This window comes from Pseudoalteromonas sp. SS15 (genome assembly GCF_049257195.1).
GTDB lineage: Bacteria > Pseudomonadota > Gammaproteobacteria > Enterobacterales > Alteromonadaceae > Pseudoalteromonas.
In genome coordinates, this window is record NZ_JBMMUD010000002.1 from 484,892 (window position 1) to 503,085 (window position 18,194).

The following is an 18,194-nucleotide window of genomic DNA, read 5'->3' on the forward strand; positions in this document are numbered from 1 at the left end:
AATATTAATTCTCATTTAGATTGACAATCTTTCGGCTCCTTTTTAAACTAAGCCTTATCTTTTAAAGGAACATAAAATGGAGCCTTCATCATGTTCGTCATGCTTATTCTAGTCTCTTTGATGTTTGCAGGCTTAAGTGTTTATTGCTTTTGTAAAGCCAATTACTGCGCCTGTAATAAAGCAGGACAATGTGATAATCCTATCAACCTTTTCTGGTTAGGCACAATTTTAGCTGCGCTCGTTTCTTTGGCCTTTAGCTGTTTTGCACTTCACACTGAACAGGGCACTATTCTATGGCTTATTATGATGACAAGCTGTCAACTCGGTGCGGTATTGTCTGCAAAATGGCAAGCTCTAACACGCTCCGAAACACCTAAACTAAAAGATGAGACCTTAACAGGCGGGATAAATTGAGTTCATAATCACTAGGTCTGACACTGGCAACGACTTTAATTTCATCTTCAACTGCATGTAAATCAAGATCTTTTCCTGTGATGTGATGCTTGTGCTTAGTATTATAGAATACCTTCACCTTAGGTTTCATAGGTGATTGTTTATTCCCTTCAAGCACAAGTGCCAACCTATCATTCGTTAATCGCACAATGGTACCGACAGGGTGAACCCCTAAGCACTTTATAAACTTTTGCACTAACTGTGCATCAAACTGATGCTTATTTGCCAGTAAATAGCGCAAAGCGTGAATGGGCTCTTCACCGTTTTGATGAGGGCGTTCTGATGTCATTGCATCATAGACATCTACAATCGCCATCATTCTGGCTGGTTTGCTGATCTTTGGGCCTGATAAGCCTCTTGGGTAGCCTGAGCCGTCTACTCTTTCATGATGGTTTAAAATCATATCCATCACCAGCGGGCTGATCCCTGACTCCCCTTTTACCAGCCCCAATGATTGCACTACATGTTTCTTCAGTGCTTTAAATTCTAACTCATTGAGGTTTTCGGTTTTATTAATGATCCCTTGGGGTAATTTTGTATGGCCTACATCATGTAACATAGCACCTAGTGCTAACTGCTGAATTTGCTCATTTTTAATGCCTAGGTATTTAGCAAACACACTCATTAAAATGGTGCAATTGATCATGTGGCGCCAGTTGTAACCATCTTTGTCTTTTAAGCGGCTCAAAATAGCCATCGCATTACTGTTACGTAAGACTGAGTCTACGATTTCATTGCTAACTTGATTAAGCAGAGAAACATCAAGCTTTGCACCTATGGTTAGGTCGTTATATAAATTTTTTAATTGCTGAGAATGTTGATCAAATTGTTGACTTGCCTTAGCAAATTCCTGCTCTAAAGATTTTTCTGCAACTGCAGGTTTGACTGCTTTCTTTATTGGTGAACGAGCGGCTTCTTTAGGTGTTTCGCTTTCTTCTTGTTTTGGTGCTGGCCGATACTTTTCTGGAACATCAATATCACTTTGAGAAAAGTCTATTTTTAGCTCCATTACCCCTTTAGAAAGCAACTGGGCAATAATCGCCTGATCCCGCACCATACCACGGGACTTTATTTTTATTTTGGCATCGCTGCGCTGTTTGCATACACTATCTACAAACATCCCAGGTTGTAATTCAGAGATTGGCAAAGAAACCAGCATAAGCACATAAATTTAACAAATTAGATACAAGAATGGTTTGTATCATTTTTCAACGTAACCCGTCTATCTTTTAAACTAAATTTAATACATTCTCCCTAGAAAAATCTTATAAAAAGTGCATTAAAAAAGGAGCTTTCGCTCCTTTTCGTAATTTCTGGTAAGTTCACCCTACTCTTGGAAGTAAGTGCCCCAACCGTCATATTCAACTCTGCATTCAATAGCAAGCGCAGCTAACTTATCAACGTCTTCCATAATTACATCAACATCTAACTCTGCTTCAACAACAACATCAAAGCCCCAGATCTTACTGCCATCTTCAAGCTCAAGTTCTGCTGGGTCTTCTACGTCATAGCCAAGTTTAAATGCAGCTAAAGCTGCTTCTTCTAATTGCTTAAAATCTTCACTTACAAAGTGATGTTCAACTTCGTAAAGTTTTTCAGTTGAAGAACCGTCTTCAATTAAAGACTCGACGATGTCTTCACTAATTTCGCGCCAGTTTTCCATTATCTTCTTTTACCTTGTCATCAAGTTGTGCAATACGTTCAGCCATTAGCTTATGAATTGCACTAGCATGGTCTCTGGCACTGATTTCTTTATCAAGGGTGATCGGTGCCAATACATCAATATAGATTGTACCATTGTCCCAACGATTTAGCTTAATACTATCATGGGTTGAATTCATACAGACCGGTACGACAGGCACCTCAGCATTCATTGCGGTATGAAATGCGCCGGTTTTAAACGGTAACAAGCCTCGTCCATAGCTTCGAGTACCTTCCGGAAACATCCAAACAGATAAGCCATTATCTTTTATCTTTGCTACAGACTTACCCAAGGTGCCCATTGCTTTAGAGCGGTTACCTCGATTAATTAAAATGTTACCCGATAGCCAATAAAGCTGACCAAAGAATGGGATCCACTTTAAGCTATGTTTTCCCATACTCACTGTATTTTCAGGGACTGCCGCAGGTAGAGTAAATAGGTCATAGTTGTTCTGGTGGTTTGCAACATAAATGGCTGGGCCGACTTTTTGGGCACTGGGATCGACATTAATTTCTAACTTAACCCCTACCACTGTCGACATTTTGCCAAACCAGCTGGCAATAATATGCACATTGTTTCTATGAAACGGCCTAATGATTGAGAGCAATAAACCAAAAATACAACTCAACACAATAAATAGCGCCATAGCTATTACACGTAAAACAGCTAACAAAACCCATACTCCTATTTAAATCAGCACGGCATTATAATCAATTAGCGAACACTTGTAAGCTCAAATGTACTTTTATAGCATTTCAAAGTTCACTGACTAACTTTATGCCTTATTACGGGCATAAAAAATGCCGCTAAAGATAGCGGCATTTTATGAAATTTATTCTATTTTAGTGCATTGCTGATTGCAGCTTCTTCATCGCTGACTTTTCAAGCTGTCTTACTCGTTCAGCTGACACATTATATTTAGCAGCTAAGTCTTGTAAGGTAGCCTTTTCATCAGCTAACCAACGTGAGCTAATGATATCTTGAGAGCGCTCATCCAAGGTTTTTAATGCTGCAAATAAGCGATTTTGAGATTGCTCTTGCCATTGCTCTTCTTCAACAACATCAGCTAAATCGCCACTTTGATCGGTTAAGTATTGTACCGGTGAGAAGCTGCTTGCTGGTGCATCATCATTATCATCCGATGTTAAGTCGAAGCCCATGTCTTGGCCACTCATACGAGACTCCATTTCACGTACTTCTTTTTCACTTACACCTAACTCGTTTGCAACAGTAGCTACTTCGTCTTGGTTAAACCAACCTAGACGCTTTTTATTCTTACGTAAATTGAAGAATAATTTACGTTGCGCTTTAGTCGTCGCAACTTTAACGATACGCCAGTTTTTTAATACATATTCATGGATTTCAGCTTTAATCCAGTGAACAGCAAATGAAACTAAGCGAACACCCACTTCAGGGTTAAAGCGTTTTACTGCTTTCATTAAACCAATGTTTCCTTCCTGGATTAAATCTGCTTGCGGCAGACCATAACCCGCATAGCTTTTAGCGATGTGCGCTACAAAGCGAAGGTGAGAAACAATAAGTTGCTTAGCAGCTTCTAAATCACCATCTTGATGTAAGCGAGTCGCTAGTGCTTTCTCTTGCTCTGCATCAAGCATAGGAATTTGGCCTACAGTTTGTAAGTAGCCATCTAAACTTGCGCTTTGTTGTCCTGTTGTCAGGGCCATTGCGTAAATATCGTTACTCATTTTTCACCTCAGTGATAAACATTTTAGCTGATTTTAGCACTCTCACCTCAAGAGTGCTAACACCTATATAATACTTTTCTGTTCTTAATTGCAAGGAGTTTTATTCAATTTTGGAATTTAAAAAATAAACCAATGAAAAATATAGAAAAAGTGATTATTGAAATAAATTTAAAAGTGTTTCAAGTTGTGAATCTAACGCAATGATATGACAGATAAATGACAATTAAGTTCATAAAAGTTGCTGAGAGCGCTAATTTTAGCACTCTCAAAAATCAAATAATTAAACTTTATCTGGCTCTATGTCTTTTATATATTTTCTGACCGAAATATAAGAGCCACTAAAACCTAATCCAATCGCCAACGAGAGTAGAATCAACAACTCGTTGCCATTTAAACCGGCTAATACAAAATTACTTTGATAAACGCCTGCAACCATAGCCACTGCAGACTCTAACCACCAAAGCATCATGACCACACTCATAAATGCAACAAATCCACCTATTACGCCATACCATATACCAGTCCAGATAAATGGCGTATGAATGAACGCATTTGTTGCACCAACCAGTTTTAGTACTTGGATCTCTTCCTTTTTATCCATAATAGATAAGCGAATTGTATTACCTATGATAAGTATCACTGCACTGAGTAATAACAGTCCCACTGTAAACACACTTTCTTTTAATAGGCTTAAAAGTGCGTTTAAACGTTCTAACCAGGCAATATCTAACTTACCGAATTCGACCTCTCTTTCAGCTTCAAGTTTAGTCAGGAGTTGCTGGGCTGCTTGAGGTTTTCTATAGCGCACGGTCGGCGTCACTAGCACCACATTCGGCAATGGGTTTTCATCTAAGTAATCTAACGCCTGCCCAAAGCCTGAAACCTGTTTAAATTCTTTTAGAGCTTGAGACTTCGAAATATAGCTGACGCTTTCAATCTCTGGGTAAAGTGCTAAACGTTTTACCAATGTCTGCGTTTGTGCATCATTAAGCTCTTCTTTTACAAATAAAGATATCTCAGCAGCATCACTAAACCCACTGCTCACCTGTTGTACGTTTTTCACGACCACATATAAAGTCGCTGGTAAGGTTAAGCTCAGGCCTAATACCAAAATAGTCATTAAAGAGGCGATTGGCGTTCGCCACATTTCGCCTAAACTATTTATGCCTTGGCGAATAAAGTTCAGAAGAGAAAAATACAGTGCGCTAATGCCGTTTCGGTTATTGCTACCACCTTGAGAGTTACGGCTTTTAAAAAGTAAACTCATAGCACCTCCTGCGCCAGTGGATCTGTGATTAAGCGACCATGATCCAAAGTGAGGCTCTTATACTTCATTCTAGCGATTAACCCCAAGTCATGGGTCGCGATTAATACAGCAGTGCCATGACGATTGAAATCTTCGAACAGCTTGAGAATTTCCATTGATAATTCTGGATCTAAGTTGCCCGTTGGCTCATCTGCAAGTAATAAAGGCGGAGAGTTTATAATAGCACGCGCGATCCCGACACGTTGTTGCTCACCGCCAGATAAAGTACTGGGCTGACATTTTACTTTATTTAAAAGTCCCACTTTATCTAACGCAGCATGAACACGTTTGGTGATATTTTTGTGGTGCATCCCTTCTATCACTAATGGCAGCGCCACATTATCAAACACGTTATATCTATCTAACAGTCGATGGTTTTGAAAAATAATCCCAATATCACGGCGTACGTAGGGTATTTGTCGATTTTTCACAACGTTTAAGTTAACGCCATTAATGTATACATGACCCGCTGAAGGCCTTTCCATGACGCTAATAAGCTTTAGCAGCGTACTTTTACCAGCTCCACTGTGGCCAGTTAAAAACGCTAACTCACCATCAGCTAATTCAAAACTGACTTTTTCTAACGCTCTATGACCACCAGGATAAGTTTTACTTACATTTTCAAATCGGATCATGTCAGGCCTTCACTATCTTTTATTATTTTGAGACCAAAAAGGGAGTAAACACTCCCTTTTATTCCTTTGTTAATCGTCTTGGCTAAATAGCGCCTCGATAAAATCATCACTCTTGAAAGTTCTCAAGTCATCAATGCCTTCACCTACGCCAATATAACGAATAGGGATCTGGAACTTATCGGCAACAGCAAAGATAACACCACCTTTCGCGGTACCATCTAGCTTAGTTAAAGTGATACCTGTTAAGCCGACCGCTTTATTAAATAGGTTAACTTGGCTGATGGCATTTTGACCAGTACCAGCATCAATGGTCAGCATGACTTCATGCGGCGCATCAGGGTCTAACTTTTTCATAACGCGCGCAATTTTTTCAAGCTCTTGCATTAAGTTGTCTTTATTCTGAAGACGACCCGCAGTATCGGCAATTAACACATCAACATTACGTGCTTTTGCAGCTTGGAAAGCATCAAATACCACTGATGCACTATCAGCGCCTGTATGCTGAGCAATGACTGGAATATCGTTACGTTCACCCCAAACTTGTAGCTGCTCAACTGCTGCCGCACGGAAAGTATCACCAGCCGCCAACATCACTGACTTACCTTCTTGTTGGAACTGCTTGGCAAGCTTACCAATTGTCGTTGTTTTACCAACACCGTTTACGCCCACCATTAAAATCACAAATGGTTTTTTATCCGCATTAATTTCTAATGGTTTTTCTGCAACTTTCAGCATTTCTGCCATTTCTTGCTTCATTAAGTCGTAAAGTGCTTCACCATCTTTGAGTTGCTTTCTGTCAGCGGCATCTGTCAGGTTGTCGATCAGCTTCATGGTGGTATCGACACCTAAATCAGCGGTAAGCAGTTGCGTTTCTAGATCTTCAAAAAGCTCATCATCAATTTTCTTACCTTTAAAGATAGCCGCAAAACCAGAACCAATATTTGCTTTTGTCTTTAAAAGACCTTTTTTAAGACGAGAGAAGAAACCTTCTTTTTTAGGCTTTTCCGCTTTGGCTTTTTCTTCTGCTAGCTTTTCAGCTTCTAAACGAGCTTGTTCAGCCTCTTCTGCTTCACGAGCTAGGCGCTCTGCTTCTTCACGTTCAGCTTGTTCTTTAGCAATGCGTTCTTGTTCTAATCTTTCAGCTTCTAAACGCGCTTGTTCAGCCGCTTCTGCTTCACGCGCCAAGCGCTCTGCTTCTTCACGTTCGGCTTGTTCTTTAGCAATACGTTCTTGTTCTAGTCTTTCAGCTTCTAAACGTGCTTGTTCAGCCTCTTCTGCTTCACGAGCTAGGCGCTCTGCTTCTTCACGTTCAGCTTTTTCTTTAGCAATGCGTTCTTGTTCTAATCTTTCAGCTTCTAAACGCGCTTGTTCAGCCGCTTCTGCTTCACGCGCCAAGCGCTCTGCTTCTTCACGTTCGGCTTGTTCTTTAGCAATACGTTCTTGTTCTAGTCTTTCAGCTTCTAAACGTGCTTGTTCAGCCGCTTCTGCTTCACGCGCTAAGCGCTCTGCTTCTTCATGTTCGGCTTGTTCTTTTGCAATACGTTCTTGCTCTAATCTTTCAGCTTCTAAACGCGCTTGCTCAGCCGCTTCTGCTTCACGCGCTAAACGTTCTGCTTCTTCACGATCAGCTTTTTCTTTAGCTATGCGTTCTTGTTCTAGTCTTTCAGCTTCTAAACGTGCTTGTTCAGCCGCTTCTGCTTCACGCGCTAAACGCTCTGCTTCTTCACGTTCGACTTGTTCTTTAGCAATGCGTTCTTGCTCTAGCCTTTCAGCTTCTAAACGCGCTTGCTCAGCTGCTTCTGCTTCACGCGCTAAACGCTCTGCTTCTTCACGTTCGACTTGTTCTTTAGCAATACGTTCTTGTTCTAGTCTTTCAGCTTCTAAACGTGCTTGCTCAGCCGCTTCTGCTTCACGTGCTAAACGCTCTGATTCTTCACGTTCGGCTTGTTCTTTAGCAATGCGTTCTTGTTCTAGTCTTTCAGCTTCAAAACGAGCTTGCTCAGCTGCTTCTGCTTCACGAGCTAAACGCTCTGTCTCTTCACGCTCGGCTTGTTCTCTTGCGATGAGTTCTTGCTCGGCTTTTTCTTGCGCCAGCTTCTCAGCTTCTAAGCGTGCTTGTTCAGTAGCTTCTGCTTCACGTGCTAAGCGTTCAGCTTCTTCACGCTCAGCTTGCTCTTCAGCAATACGCTCTTGTTCAGCTTTTTCTTTTGCTAACTTCTCAGCTTCTAATCGAGCCTGCTCAGCCACTTCCGCTTCACGCGCTAAACGTTCTGCTTCTTCACGCTCAGCTTGCTCTTTAGCTATGCGTTCTTGCTCAGCTTTTTCTTGCGCCAGCTTCTCAGCTTCTAATCGCGCCTGCTCTTCTGCTTGTTGAGCCTTTTGTTGCTCTTCATCTTTTTTGCCAAAGCCTAACCAAGACAGAAATTTATTCTTTTTTCCCATACCCGCTAAATACCATATAGATAAAGTCTGATAAACTAACTCGCTCTGGTAGAACAAAGCTTTTAGTTAGCCAATAAGAGTTGTACTGAAAACTTTGCCCAGTGTATCACGTAACACAAGGTAGTAAAAATGCTGCCTAGGTTAATTTAAGCACCAAATAACAATCAGTTTGATGTCAAAAAGCATGAGAAAAAAATCAGCTCCTCAACGAACCAACAATAATGGCTTCATTAGGATCATTAGTGGCCAATTTCGCGGCCGAAAGTTACCTGTTAATGATTTAGAAGGGTTGCGCCCAACCACTGACAGAGTCAAAGAAACGGTGTTTAACTGGTTAATGCAAGATACCAGAGGTGCCAATGTACTAGATTGCTTTGCAGGGTCTGGCGGCTTGGGGTTTGAATGTTTATCACGATTTGCAGCACATGCAACCTTTATCGAATTAAATAAGAAAGCCGCTGAACAATTAGAAAACAATGCTAGCACCTTAAAACTAGATAACACAAACATAATAAACACGAGTGCCATTGAGCACTTAACTATTGAAAATCAAGGTGATAAGTTTAATTTGGTTTTCGTTGATCCGCCTTTTAGAAAAGGGCTTGCCGAACCAAGCTGCCACTTACTCGAACAGAATGACTGGCTTGCTGATGAGGCATTAATCTATGTTGAAGTCGAAAAAGAATGTACTTTTGATGCACCTGAGAATTGGCAAGTATTAAAAGAAAAACAAGCAGGACAAGTACTTTGCAGGCTTTATCAGCGAAATTAAGAAAATGCTAAGTAATTTGCTAAAATTTAGTCTTTACACGCGGTAATGCTTCAGCTTACAATACCGCACCATTTTTGAACCACGTGGTCATTATTTGATCAGATGAGCTTAGCTCATAAATTAGGTAGGTGAATTTTTAATGCCAGTAATTAAAGTAAGAGAGAACGAACCGTTTGACGTAGCACTTCGTCGTTTCAAGCGTTCATGTGAAAAAGCAGGTATCCTTTCAGAAGTTCGTCGTCGCGAGCACTATGAAAAGCCAACAGCTGAGCGTAAGCGTAAAAAAGCTGCTGCAGTAAAGCGTCACATGAAGAAGCTTTCTCGCGAAAACGCACGTCGCGTTAAATTATACTAATCTGTTTTTGGTCTTGTATAAATGAGCCTTTTAACAAAGCTAAAAGACGCACAAAAAGAATCGATGAAAGCAAAAGACAAGGTTCGCCTTGGTGCAATTCGTATGGTTCTTGCTGAAATCAAGCAGCGTGAAATTGACAATAAAACGACACTAGATGATGCAGGTATTACCTCTGTTTTAGTTAAGTTAGTTAAGCAGCGCCGTGATTCATACACCCAGTATAAAGATGCGGGTCGTGATGATTTAGCCGAAATTGAAGCCAATGAAATTGAAGCACTTGAAGCTTTCTTACCTCAGCCTTTGACTGAAGAAGAAATCTTAGCTTTGATTGATGCTGCAATCGCCGAATCAGGTGCAGCAGGTATGCAAGACATGGGTAAAGTTATGGGGTTAATCAAAGCAAAAGCAGAAGGTAAAGCCGATTTAGGTAAAGTTTCTGGTTTAATTAAGCAAAGATTAAGCGCATAATCCCTCATACTGATAGTATGTTTAAGTAAACCGAGCCATGCGCTCGGTTTCTTCGTATAAGCTCTAGAGTATTTATGGCAGGAAAAATTCCCAGACAATTTATCGACGAACTGCTCGATAGAACCGATATTGTTGACCTGATTGATAATCGTATTGGCCTAAAAAAAGCGGGCAAAGATTACCAAGCATGCTGCCCTTTTCATAACGAGAAAACGCCCTCATTCACTGTCTCTAGAGATAAACAGTTTTACCACTGCTTTGGTTGTGGCGCTAACGGTAACGCCATTTCATTTATGATGGACTACGACAAACTCGAGTTTGTTGATGCCATTGAAGAACTCGCTGCACTTTTAAATCTAGAAGTACCTCGTGAGCAAGGTTCAGGTAAACCTGAACGCAGCATGCAAGAAAAAAAGTCTGATTATGACTTAATGTTGCAAACAGCAAAATTCTTTCAGCACCAGTTGAAGCACCATAAAAATGCCACGCAAGTCATCGACTATGTCAAAGGTCGAGGTTTATCGGGTGAGACGGTTCAAAAATATCTCATTGGTTATGCCCCTGACGAATGGAATGCATTAGGTGATCAACTTGCTCGCAATCCAGCACAAAAGCAACAACTACTCGAGTTAAAACTCGCATCCGAAAAAACACCAGGCAAACAATTCGACTTCTTCCGTAATAGGTTGATGTTCCCTATTCGAGATAAGCGTGGCCGTGTCGTTGCTTTTGGCGGGCGTGTAATGGGCGATGACCAAGGTCCAAAGTATTTGAACTCGCCTGAAACACGCATTTTCCATAAAAGTCTTGAATTGTATGGCTTATATGAAGCAAAGCAAGCGAATAGTAAGCTTGAAAAAATGCTCATTGTTGAAGGCTATATGGACGTTGTGGCATTAGCCGAACAAGGCATAAGTTACGCAGTAGCGGCTCTAGGTACAGCCACAACACCAGAGCATATGCAGACCCTATTCAGAACAACCGATTTAGTCATTTGTTGTTATGACGGTGATAGAGCAGGTCGCGATGCGGCTTGGCGAGCACTCGAGAATGCGCTAAGTAATTTGAAAGACGGCAAGTCTTTGCGCTTTGTATTTTTGCCCGATGGAGAAGACCCTGATTCACTGGTGCAAAAAGAAGGCAAAGATGCATTTGAATCCCGCTTAGATCAAGCTGAGGATTTTTCCAAAGTACTGTTTCGCAAGTTACTAGAAAATTGCGATGTCACTTCCGACTCTGGAAAAGCCAAGTTAATGAGCGATGCATTACCGCTTATTTCTAAAGTCCCCAGTGAGTTCTATCAAGAAAACCTGCTAGAAACATTGGCAAAGCTGATCGGTCGAACCAAAGAACAGCTCGCTAAAAAAGTCGATAACCCAAACGAGCAACTTTCAATAGAAAGAAAGTTCAAAGTAACACCTATGCGTGGCGCTATTGGTTTATTATTACAGCACCCAAAGCTCGCAGCTAGTGTTGAATACATGCCTGAACTTGCCGAAATGGCCATTCCCGGCATTAAACTGCTACTCAACATACAGCATCTATGTTTGCAAAATAATGACATAACGACGGCACAGCTACTCGAGCAATACCGAGATACACCTGAGTTTGACGCATTGAAAAAACTGGCTGTTTGGCAACATGGTGTCGCTGATGAAAAGCTGGAAGATTATTTTAAAGATTCTTTCCAGTTTATTGAAAACCAGTGTTTAAATTACCGACACGAGACCTTATTAATAAAAGACAAGACCGACGGTTTAAGTAGAGACGAAAAACTCGAGCTTGCGTTATTAACTCAGGCACTTAAACGTTAGAATGACTAGCGAACATTAATCATTGCTGTTATAATGTTCTATTCACGTGCGTCTAGCTTAAAATGCTGTAGTGCTAGCGCCTGTTGTATCAACTTATCAGAGTGGAAGCATAATTCTCTATGGATCAATCTCCTCAGTCACAACTCAAACTTCTGATTCAGAAAGGTAAAGAACAAGGTTACTTAACGTTTGCAGAAGTTAACGATCACCTTCCACAGGACATCATAGATTCAGATCAAGTAGAAGACATCATTAGTATGATCAATGACATGGGTATCAAGGTTGCTGAAAATGCACCAGATGCCGATGAACTAATGATGCAAGAAACTACGACAGACGAAGATGCTGCTGAAGCAGCCGCTGCCGCACTTGCAACTGTGGAAAAAGAAATCGGTCGTACTACCGATCCGGTACGCATGTACATGCGTGAAATGGGTACTGTTGAACTACTTACGCGTGAAGGCGAAATCGAAATCGCTAAACGTATTGAAGAAGGTATCAACCAAGTACAAATCTCAGTTGCTGAGTACCCAGAAGCCATCACTTATCTGCTTGAGCAATGGGATAAATTTGAAGCTGAAGAAATTCGCCTTAGCGATATTATTTCTGGTTTCTTTGATCCTGATGCTGAAGAAACTCAAATCTCTGCCACACACATCGGTTCTGAACTAAGTGACGAAGACTTAGCTGATGAAGATGATGATGGTGATGATGACGAAGACGAAGAAGAAGCAGATACAGGTCCAGATCCTGAAGAAGCACGCGAAAACTTCGAAAAGCTTCGTGAGCTTTATAATGCTGCACGCGTTATCTTTGAAACAAAAGGTCGTGCTCATCCTGATGCGCAAGTTGCTATCACTGAAATTGGTGACCACTTCCGTACTTTCAAGCTAGTACCTAAGCAATTCGACCGCATGGTTAATAACATGCGTGAAATGATGGACAAAGTACGTGTTCAAGAACGTATTGTCATGAAGCAAGTGGTACAAATCGCTAAGGTACCGAAGAAGACTTTTGTTAAGCATTTTGCTAACAACGAAACTGATATGGCTTGGGTTGACGCAGAAATTGCGGCTAACGAAAAGTATTCAGTCAAATTACAAGACGTTAAGCCTGAAGTAGAGCGCTGTATCAACAAACTTAAAGCGATCGAAGAAAGCACAGGTTTAACAATTGAGCGTATCAAAGACATCAACCGTCGTATGAGTATTGGTGAAGCTAAAGCTCGCCGTGCGAAAAAAGAAATGGTTGAAGCGAACTTACGTCTTGTAATTTCAATTGCGAAAAAATACACCAACCGAGGCCTACAATTCTTGGATCTGATCCAAGAAGGTAACATTGGTCTAATGAAAGCAGTTGATAAGTTCGAATACCGCCGTGGTTATAAGTTCTCAACTTATGCGACTTGGTGGATCCGTCAGGCAATTACACGTTCTATCGCTGACCAAGCACGCACAATCCGTATTCCTGTACATATGATTGAAACGATTAACAAACTAAATCGTATTTCTCGTCAGATGCTCCAAGAAATGGGTCGCGAGCCAAGTCCTGAAGAGCTGGCAGAGCGCATGATGATGCCAGAAGACAAGATCCGTAAGGTATTGAAGATTGCGAAAGAGCCAATCTCAATGGAAACACCGATTGGTGATGATGAAGATTCGCACTTAGGTGATTTCATCGAAGACACGACAATTGAGTCTCCGATTGATTCAGCAACGATGGAAAGTCTTCGTGGCGCAACGAACGAAGTGTTAGCAGGCTTAACAGCTCGTGAAGCAAAAGTACTTCGTATGCGTTTCGGTATCGATATGAATACTGACCACACATTAGAAGAGGTAGGTAAACAATTTGACGTAACACGTGAGCGTATTCGTCAGATTGAAGCTAAAGCGCTTCGTAAGCTTCGCCACCCTTCTCGCTCTGATTTATTAAAGAGCTTCTTAGACGTTAAAGGCTAAGAATAAAAAACTTATTTTGAAGGCCGCTATAAGCGGCCTTTTTATTAACTCATTATTTAGGAATACCCATGGCTTGGATCCAAATTCGCATTCACGCTAACAAAGAAAGCGCTGACCAAATCAGTGATTTACTTTTAGACGTAGGCTGTCCATCTGTCACTTTTATGGACGGCAGTAATACTCCGGTATACGAACCTAAGCCGGGCGAGGTCATCTTATGGCCTGAAACCATGGTGATTGGCTTATTCGATGCCGCACACGATATGGACGTGGTTGTAGCCTATCTAAAGGCCAATGTTACTGATACGCTCACTTATAAAATAGAGCAGTTAGAAGACAAAGACTGGGAACGCGAATGGATGGATAACTTCCACCCAATCAAGTTTGGTGAGCGACTTTGGATCTGTCCTAGCTGGCGTGATATTCCAGAACCGGATGCCGTAAACGTACTGCTAGATCCAGGCCTTGCATTTGGTACTGGTACGCATGCGACAACCGCCCTGTGTTTAAAATGGCTAGAAAGCCAAGATTTGACGGGTAAAACAGTGGTCGATTTTGGTTGTGGCTCAGGTATTTTGGGCATTGCTGCAATCAAACTTGGTGCTGAACGCGTGATTGGTATTGATATTGACCCGCAAGCATTGATAGCTTCTAAAGATAATGCAGAGCGTAACGGCGTAGCCGACCAACTTGAAGTATATCTACCTGAAAACCAACCTGAGTTTCATGCAGATATTGTAGTAGCAAATATTCTTGCTCAGCCTCTTCGTGAACTGCATGAGATCATTCTTGGCTTCTTAAAGCCAACTGGTGCGATTGCTATGTCAGGTATCTTAGAAGAGCAAGCACAATCTGTTGCCGATGTTTATGCACCATTTGTTGACCTTGAAGCCATTGCGCAAGAAGGCGAATGGACGCGCGTAAGTGGTCAAATGAAAGCTAGTTAAGCAAAACACTCTGTCTGTAGAGTTAGTAACTTGTAACAGCTAAAGCCTGTGTTTAACAGGCTTTACGAATTTTTCACTTTCATGCCCTAAATTATTTTTCTTCACACACGCTGTTTTTGCTCAAAAATCCCCCAATAAGAAAGCCCCTTCAAACTGTTATCAAAAGTCAAGATATAAAGTTCAAAAAAAAAGCAATAATGTTCAATTATTAGCCTTTGATTTTTTCAAAAAAAACCGTAAACTTAGCGCCCCTTGAAACGAGGCAGATTTGGATAGCAGTGCGTATAGGTCCATACCAACTTGAAAACAACTTGATTGTAGCCCCGATGGCTGGGATCACTGATAGACCATTCAGACAATTATGTCGTCGAATGGGTGCCGGTCTTGCGGTGTCAGAAATGATGTCTTCAAATCCAAAAGTATGGAAAACAGATAAATCGATGAACCGTATGGATCATTCTGGTGAGTCTGGCATTCGCTCTGTACAAATCGCAGGTGCCGATCCTGAGTTGATGGCACAAGCAGCCCAGTTCAATGTAGATAACGGTGCGCAGATCATAGATATCAATATGGGCTGCCCCGCTAAGAAAGTGAATAAGAAATTAGCAGGCTCTGCATTATTGCAGTATCCACAACTGGTTGAAGAAATTGTTCAGGCAGTTGTCGCAGCCGTTGATGTACCGGTGACATTAAAGATCCGTACTGGCTGGGATACCGATAACCGCAATGGTGTTGAGATTGCAAAGATAGCTGAACGTAATGGAATTGCTTCTTTGGCTGTGCATGGTCGCACGCGTGCTTGCATGTACAAAGGGGAAGCTGAATATGCCACGATTCGGGATATTAAACGTTCAATATCAATTCCTGTGGTTGCCAATGGAGACATTACCTCTCCAGAGAAAGCGAAGCAGGTACTGGAATATACGGGCGCAGATGCCATTATGATTGGTCGAGCCGCCCAAGGTCGTCCTTGGATTTTCCGAGAGATAGACCATTATTTGCGAACCGGAGAGCATATGCCTGCACCAGAATTATCTGAAGTGCAAAGCATATTGATGGAGCACTTAGTAAACCTTCATCAATTCTATGGGGAGCCGATGGGAGCGCGCATCGCACGCAAACATGTATCTTGGTATTTGCAGGCCCATGACCAAGAAGGTCAATTTAGGCGAGTATTTAATGCCCTTGAAACGCCAAATGAGCAAATCGAGGCATTAGAGCAATACTTTAAAACACTAGCAGCTAACTAAGAAAGAGACATAAAGATGTTCGAACAAAATGTGACTTCTCCATTTATTACTAACGCTCACGTTCAGTCACAAGAGAAACCGCAACCTTTGCGCGATGCAGTAAAAAAAGCTGTACACCATTATTTAAAACAGCTTAACGGTCAAGACGTACAAGACGTTTACGATCTTGTTCTTTCTGAGCTTGAAGCACCACTTTTAGAAGAAGTAATGACTTATACTCGTGGTAACCAAACTCGTGCTGCGATCTTACTAGGTATCAACCGTGGTACTCTTCGTAAGAAGCTTAAAAAGTACGGCATGAACTAATTTCAGTTTCTGCTTAATGCTTATACCAATCCTCAATAATACTTAACTATTTTGAGGGACTAAAACTGACGCTAGCTTCGTTAAAAATTCCTTATTTAGAACAACTAAATTGCAAAATTTTTGCCTAGCTATCGACTAATTTTACTTGCCTCAAAATAAATCACTCGATTAAGAGGATTGGTATTAATAAAAAAGCGCCTTAGGGTGCTTTTTTATTGCCTAAATTTTAACAATTTAGCGCTTCAAGAAACTAATACTAAAATTTCAAACAAACACACTTTGTGCAAAATACCAACAGCATAAATTCAGTTTTTCTCACCCTCTTCTCTGCCTTTTTAATCGTTTTCTCATTCATTTTAGGCTAAAATAGCGCACTTCTAAGCTAGCCCTTAAGTAATCATTGAGGAAACCCAAACCATCATGGATATACATCGTCCAATTCGTCGCGCGCTACTAAGCGTGTCAGATAAAACCGGTATTGTTGAATTTGCCCGCGCACTTAGTGCACAAGGCGTAGAAGTACTATCAACTGGCGGTACGTTTAAACTACTAACAGAGAACGGCATTGCTGCCACGGAAGTATCTGACTACACAGGTCACCCAGAAATTATGGATGGCCGAGTAAAAACCCTTCACCCGAAAGTACATGGCGGGATCTTAGGTCGTCGCGGCCAAGACGAAGGCGTGATGGAAGAAAACAACATTTCAGCTATCGATATGGTTGTTGTTAACCTTTACCCGTTTGCACAAACTGTTGCAAAAGAAGGTTGTACTTTAGAAGATGCGATTGAAAACATCGACATCGGTGGCCCTACTATGGTGCGCGCAGCAGCGAAAAACCACAAAGACGTGACAATTGTTGTAAACGCATCAGATTACGAGCGCGTTATTGCAGACATGCAAGCAAACGAAGGTTCTACGACGTACCAAACACGTTTTGACCTTGCGATTGCAGCATACGAGCACACAGCACAATACGACGGTATGATTGCCAACTACTTCGGTAAAATGGTCCCTGACTACACTGAAGAAGCCGCAGTTGAGACTAAATTCCCTCGTACTATCAACATGCAATTCACTAAGAAGCAAGATATGCGTTACGGTGAAAACTCTCACCAAGATGCTGCTTTCTATGTTGAAAACAACCTTGAAGAAGCATCAGTTGCAACTGCAAAGCAGCTACAAGGTAAAGCCCTTTCTTACAACAACATCGCTGACACTGACGCTGCACTTGAGTGTGTAAAAGAGTTCGACAAGCCAGCGTGTGTTATCGTTAAACACGCAAACCCATGTGGCGTAGCGGTAGACGAAGACATTCTTGCAGCTTACGACCGTGCTTTCAAAACAGACCCTACGTCTGCATTTGGTGGCATCATTGCATTCAACCGTGAGCTAGATGCAAACACAGCAGAAGCGATTGTGTCACGTCAATTCGTTGAAGTGATCATCGCACCAAGTATCTCTGCAGAAGCGACGCAAATCGTTGCTGCTAAGAAGAACGTTCGTCTTCTTGAGTGTGGCGAATGGTCAAGCAAAACGACGCAAGCTGACATCAAACGTGTTAATGGTGGTATCTTAGTACAAGACCGTGACCAAGGCATGGTTGAAATGGGTGACCTTAAAGTGGTGTCTAAGCGCCAGCCAACAGAGCAAGAACTGAAAGATCTAATGTTCTGCTGGAAAGTAGCTAAGTTCGTTAAATCAAACGCCATTGTATACGCAAAAGACGGTATGACAATTGGTGTAGGCGCAGGTCAAATGAGCCGCGTTTACTCTGCGAAGATTGCGGGTATTAAAGCAGCTGACGAGAACCTAGAAGTTAAAGGTTCTGTTATGGCTTCTGACGCATTCTTCCCATTCCGTGATGGTATTGATGCCGCTGCTGAAGCGGGGATCACTGCGGTTATTCAACCGGGTGGTTCAATGCGTGACGAAGAAGTTATCGCGGCAGCTGATGAAGCTGGCATGGCGATGGTATTTACTGGCATGCGCCACTTCCGTCACTAATCGATAGGCGCGAAACATTCATCGTTTCGCGCTTTTTCTTTCTCCCAATTTCAAGTAGTCTGCTTAAAACACA

General features: G+C 41.7%; 17 protein-coding genes. 10 read left to right on the top strand and 7 right to left on the bottom strand.

Annotated features, from left to right (window positions below; genetic code table 11):
- Positions 1-90 precede the first annotated feature (90 nt).
- Positions 91-414 carry a hypothetical protein gene (locus tag AAEU28_RS06520; protein ID WP_138567353.1) on the top strand — a complete coding sequence of 108 codons (324 nt, stop codon included), beginning with the start codon at positions 91-93 and terminating at the stop codon, positions 412-414.
- Here the strand turns inward: AAEU28_RS06520 and AAEU28_RS06525 are convergent.
- The 7 genes from AAEU28_RS06525 to ftsY all read right to left on the bottom strand — a co-directional run bounded on the left by AAEU28_RS06525 (position 374) and on the right by ftsY (position 8,244).
- Positions 374-1,612: an HD-GYP domain-containing protein gene (locus AAEU28_RS06525; protein WP_421963399.1), complete on the bottom strand. Its 1,239-nt coding sequence runs from the start codon at positions 1,610-1,612 to the stop codon at positions 374-376. The two genes, AAEU28_RS06520 and AAEU28_RS06525, sit on opposite strands and share 41 nt — an antisense overlap.
- A 168-nt stretch (positions 1,613-1,780) precedes the next feature.
- On the bottom strand, positions 1,781-2,116 hold the full coding sequence (gene rraB / locus AAEU28_RS06530; RefSeq protein WP_130254004.1) for a ribonuclease E inhibitor RraB: 336 nt from the start codon (positions 2,114-2,116) through the stop codon (positions 1,781-1,783).
- Positions 2,094-2,828 carry a 1-acylglycerol-3-phosphate O-acyltransferase gene (locus tag AAEU28_RS06535; RefSeq protein WP_421963400.1) on the bottom strand — a complete coding sequence of 245 codons (735 nt, stop codon included), beginning with the start codon at positions 2,826-2,828 and terminating at the stop codon, positions 2,094-2,096. The genes rraB and AAEU28_RS06535 overlap by 23 nt, the downstream gene beginning before the upstream one ends.
- 169 nt (positions 2,829-2,997) lie before the next feature.
- On the bottom strand, positions 2,998-3,861 hold the full coding sequence (gene rpoH, locus AAEU28_RS06540) for an RNA polymerase sigma factor RpoH (RefSeq protein WP_058030946.1): 864 nt from the start codon (positions 3,859-3,861) through the stop codon (positions 2,998-3,000).
- A 280-nt stretch (positions 3,862-4,141) separates the two neighbouring features.
- Positions 4,142-5,128: a permease-like cell division protein FtsX gene (ftsX, locus tag AAEU28_RS06545; RefSeq protein ID WP_421963401.1), complete on the bottom strand. Its 987-nt coding sequence runs from the start codon at positions 5,126-5,128 to the stop codon at positions 4,142-4,144.
- A complete protein-coding gene (gene ftsE, locus AAEU28_RS06550; protein WP_421963402.1) occupies positions 5,125-5,802 on the bottom strand; it encodes a cell division ATP-binding protein FtsE in 678 nt (225 codons plus the stop codon). The genes ftsX and ftsE overlap by 4 nt, the downstream gene beginning before the upstream one ends.
- 69 nt (positions 5,803-5,871) lie before the next feature.
- Complete coding sequence (gene ftsY / locus AAEU28_RS06555) at positions 5,872-8,244, bottom strand: signal recognition particle-docking protein FtsY (RefSeq protein ID WP_421963403.1); 2,373 nt, start codon at positions 8,242-8,244, stop codon at positions 5,872-5,874.
- A gap of 184 nt (positions 8,245-8,428) precedes the next feature.
- Here ftsY and rsmD point away from each other — a divergent pair, with 184 nt between their 5' ends.
- The 9 genes from rsmD to purH all read left to right on the top strand — a co-directional run bounded on the left by rsmD (position 8,429) and on the right by purH (position 18,121).
- A complete protein-coding gene (rsmD, locus tag AAEU28_RS06560) occupies positions 8,429-9,016 on the top strand; it encodes a 16S rRNA (guanine(966)-N(2))-methyltransferase RsmD (protein WP_421963404.1) in 588 nt (195 codons plus the stop codon).
- 139 nt (positions 9,017-9,155) lie between these two features.
- Entirely contained in the window at positions 9,156-9,371 is a 216-nt protein-coding gene (gene rpsU / locus AAEU28_RS06565; RefSeq protein ID WP_010362466.1) for a 30S ribosomal protein S21, read from the top strand.
- A gap of 21 nt (positions 9,372-9,392) precedes the next feature.
- Positions 9,393-9,839 carry a GatB/YqeY domain-containing protein gene (locus AAEU28_RS06570; protein ID WP_138632092.1) on the top strand — a complete coding sequence of 149 codons (447 nt, stop codon included), beginning with the start codon at positions 9,393-9,395 and terminating at the stop codon, positions 9,837-9,839.
- A gap of 74 nt (positions 9,840-9,913) precedes the next feature.
- Entirely contained in the window at positions 9,914-11,653 is a 1,740-nt protein-coding gene (gene dnaG / locus AAEU28_RS06575) for a DNA primase (RefSeq protein ID WP_421963405.1), read from the top strand.
- A 119-nt stretch (positions 11,654-11,772) separates the two neighbouring features.
- Entirely contained in the window at positions 11,773-13,611 is a 1,839-nt protein-coding gene (gene rpoD / locus AAEU28_RS06580; protein WP_421963406.1) for an RNA polymerase sigma factor RpoD, read from the top strand.
- Positions 13,612-13,679: 68 nt separating this feature from the next.
- Positions 13,680-14,558 (top strand): 50S ribosomal protein L11 methyltransferase, encoded by an 879-nt coding sequence (gene prmA, locus AAEU28_RS06585; protein WP_421963407.1) that lies wholly within the window; start codon positions 13,680-13,682, stop codon positions 14,556-14,558.
- A gap of 278 nt (positions 14,559-14,836) precedes the next feature.
- The gene (dusB, locus tag AAEU28_RS06590) at positions 14,837-15,808 is read left to right on the top strand and encodes a tRNA dihydrouridine synthase DusB (RefSeq protein WP_421963408.1); all 972 of its coding nucleotides are present in this window, start codon (positions 14,837-14,839) and stop codon (positions 15,806-15,808) included.
- A gap of 15 nt (positions 15,809-15,823) precedes the next feature.
- Positions 15,824-16,114 (top strand): DNA-binding transcriptional regulator Fis, encoded by a 291-nt coding sequence (fis, locus tag AAEU28_RS06595; protein WP_005491017.1) that lies wholly within the window; start codon positions 15,824-15,826, stop codon positions 16,112-16,114.
- Positions 16,115-16,534: 420 nt separating this feature from the next.
- The gene (gene purH / locus AAEU28_RS06600; RefSeq protein ID WP_421963409.1) at positions 16,535-18,121 is read left to right on the top strand and encodes a bifunctional phosphoribosylaminoimidazolecarboxamide formyltransferase/IMP cyclohydrolase; all 1,587 of its coding nucleotides are present in this window, start codon (positions 16,535-16,537) and stop codon (positions 18,119-18,121) included.
- Positions 18,122-18,194 lie beyond the last annotated feature (73 nt).

Bases quoted from the DNA above. Each gene is read 5' to 3' on its own strand.
- AAEU28_RS06520 (WP_138567353.1), top strand. From the start codon at position 91: ATGTTCGTCATGCTTATTCTAGTCTCTTTGATGTTTGCAGGCTTAAGT.
- AAEU28_RS06525 (WP_421963399.1), bottom strand. From the start codon at position 1,612: ATGCTGGTTTCTTTGCCAATCTCTGAATTACAACCTGGGATGTTTGTA.
- rraB (WP_130254004.1), bottom strand. From the start codon at position 2,116: ATGGAAAACTGGCGCGAAATTAGTGAAGACATCGTCGAGTCTTTAATT.
- rpoH (WP_058030946.1), bottom strand. From the start codon at position 3,861: ATGAGTAACGATATTTACGCAATGGCCCTGACAACAGGACAACAAAGC.
- ftsX (WP_421963401.1), bottom strand. From the start codon at position 5,128: ATGAGTTTACTTTTTAAAAGCCGTAACTCTCAAGGTGGTAGCAATAAC.
- ftsE (WP_421963402.1), bottom strand. From the start codon at position 5,802: ATGATCCGATTTGAAAATGTAAGTAAAACTTATCCTGGTGGTCATAGA.
- ftsY (WP_421963403.1), bottom strand. From the start codon at position 8,244: ATGGGAAAAAAGAATAAATTTCTGTCTTGGTTAGGCTTTGGCAAAAAA.
- rsmD (WP_421963404.1), top strand. From the start codon at position 8,429: ATGAGAAAAAAATCAGCTCCTCAACGAACCAACAATAATGGCTTCATT.
- rpsU (WP_010362466.1), top strand. From the start codon at position 9,156: ATGCCAGTAATTAAAGTAAGAGAGAACGAACCGTTTGACGTAGCACTT.
- AAEU28_RS06570 (WP_138632092.1), top strand. From the start codon at position 9,393: ATGAGCCTTTTAACAAAGCTAAAAGACGCACAAAAAGAATCGATGAAA.
- dnaG (WP_421963405.1), top strand. From the start codon at position 9,914: ATGGCAGGAAAAATTCCCAGACAATTTATCGACGAACTGCTCGATAGA.
- rpoD (WP_421963406.1), top strand. From the start codon at position 11,773: ATGGATCAATCTCCTCAGTCACAACTCAAACTTCTGATTCAGAAAGGT.
- prmA (WP_421963407.1), top strand. From the start codon at position 13,680: ATGGCTTGGATCCAAATTCGCATTCACGCTAACAAAGAAAGCGCTGAC.
- fis (WP_005491017.1), top strand. From the start codon at position 15,824: ATGTTCGAACAAAATGTGACTTCTCCATTTATTACTAACGCTCACGTT.
- purH (WP_421963409.1), top strand. From the start codon at position 16,535: ATGGATATACATCGTCCAATTCGTCGCGCGCTACTAAGCGTGTCAGAT.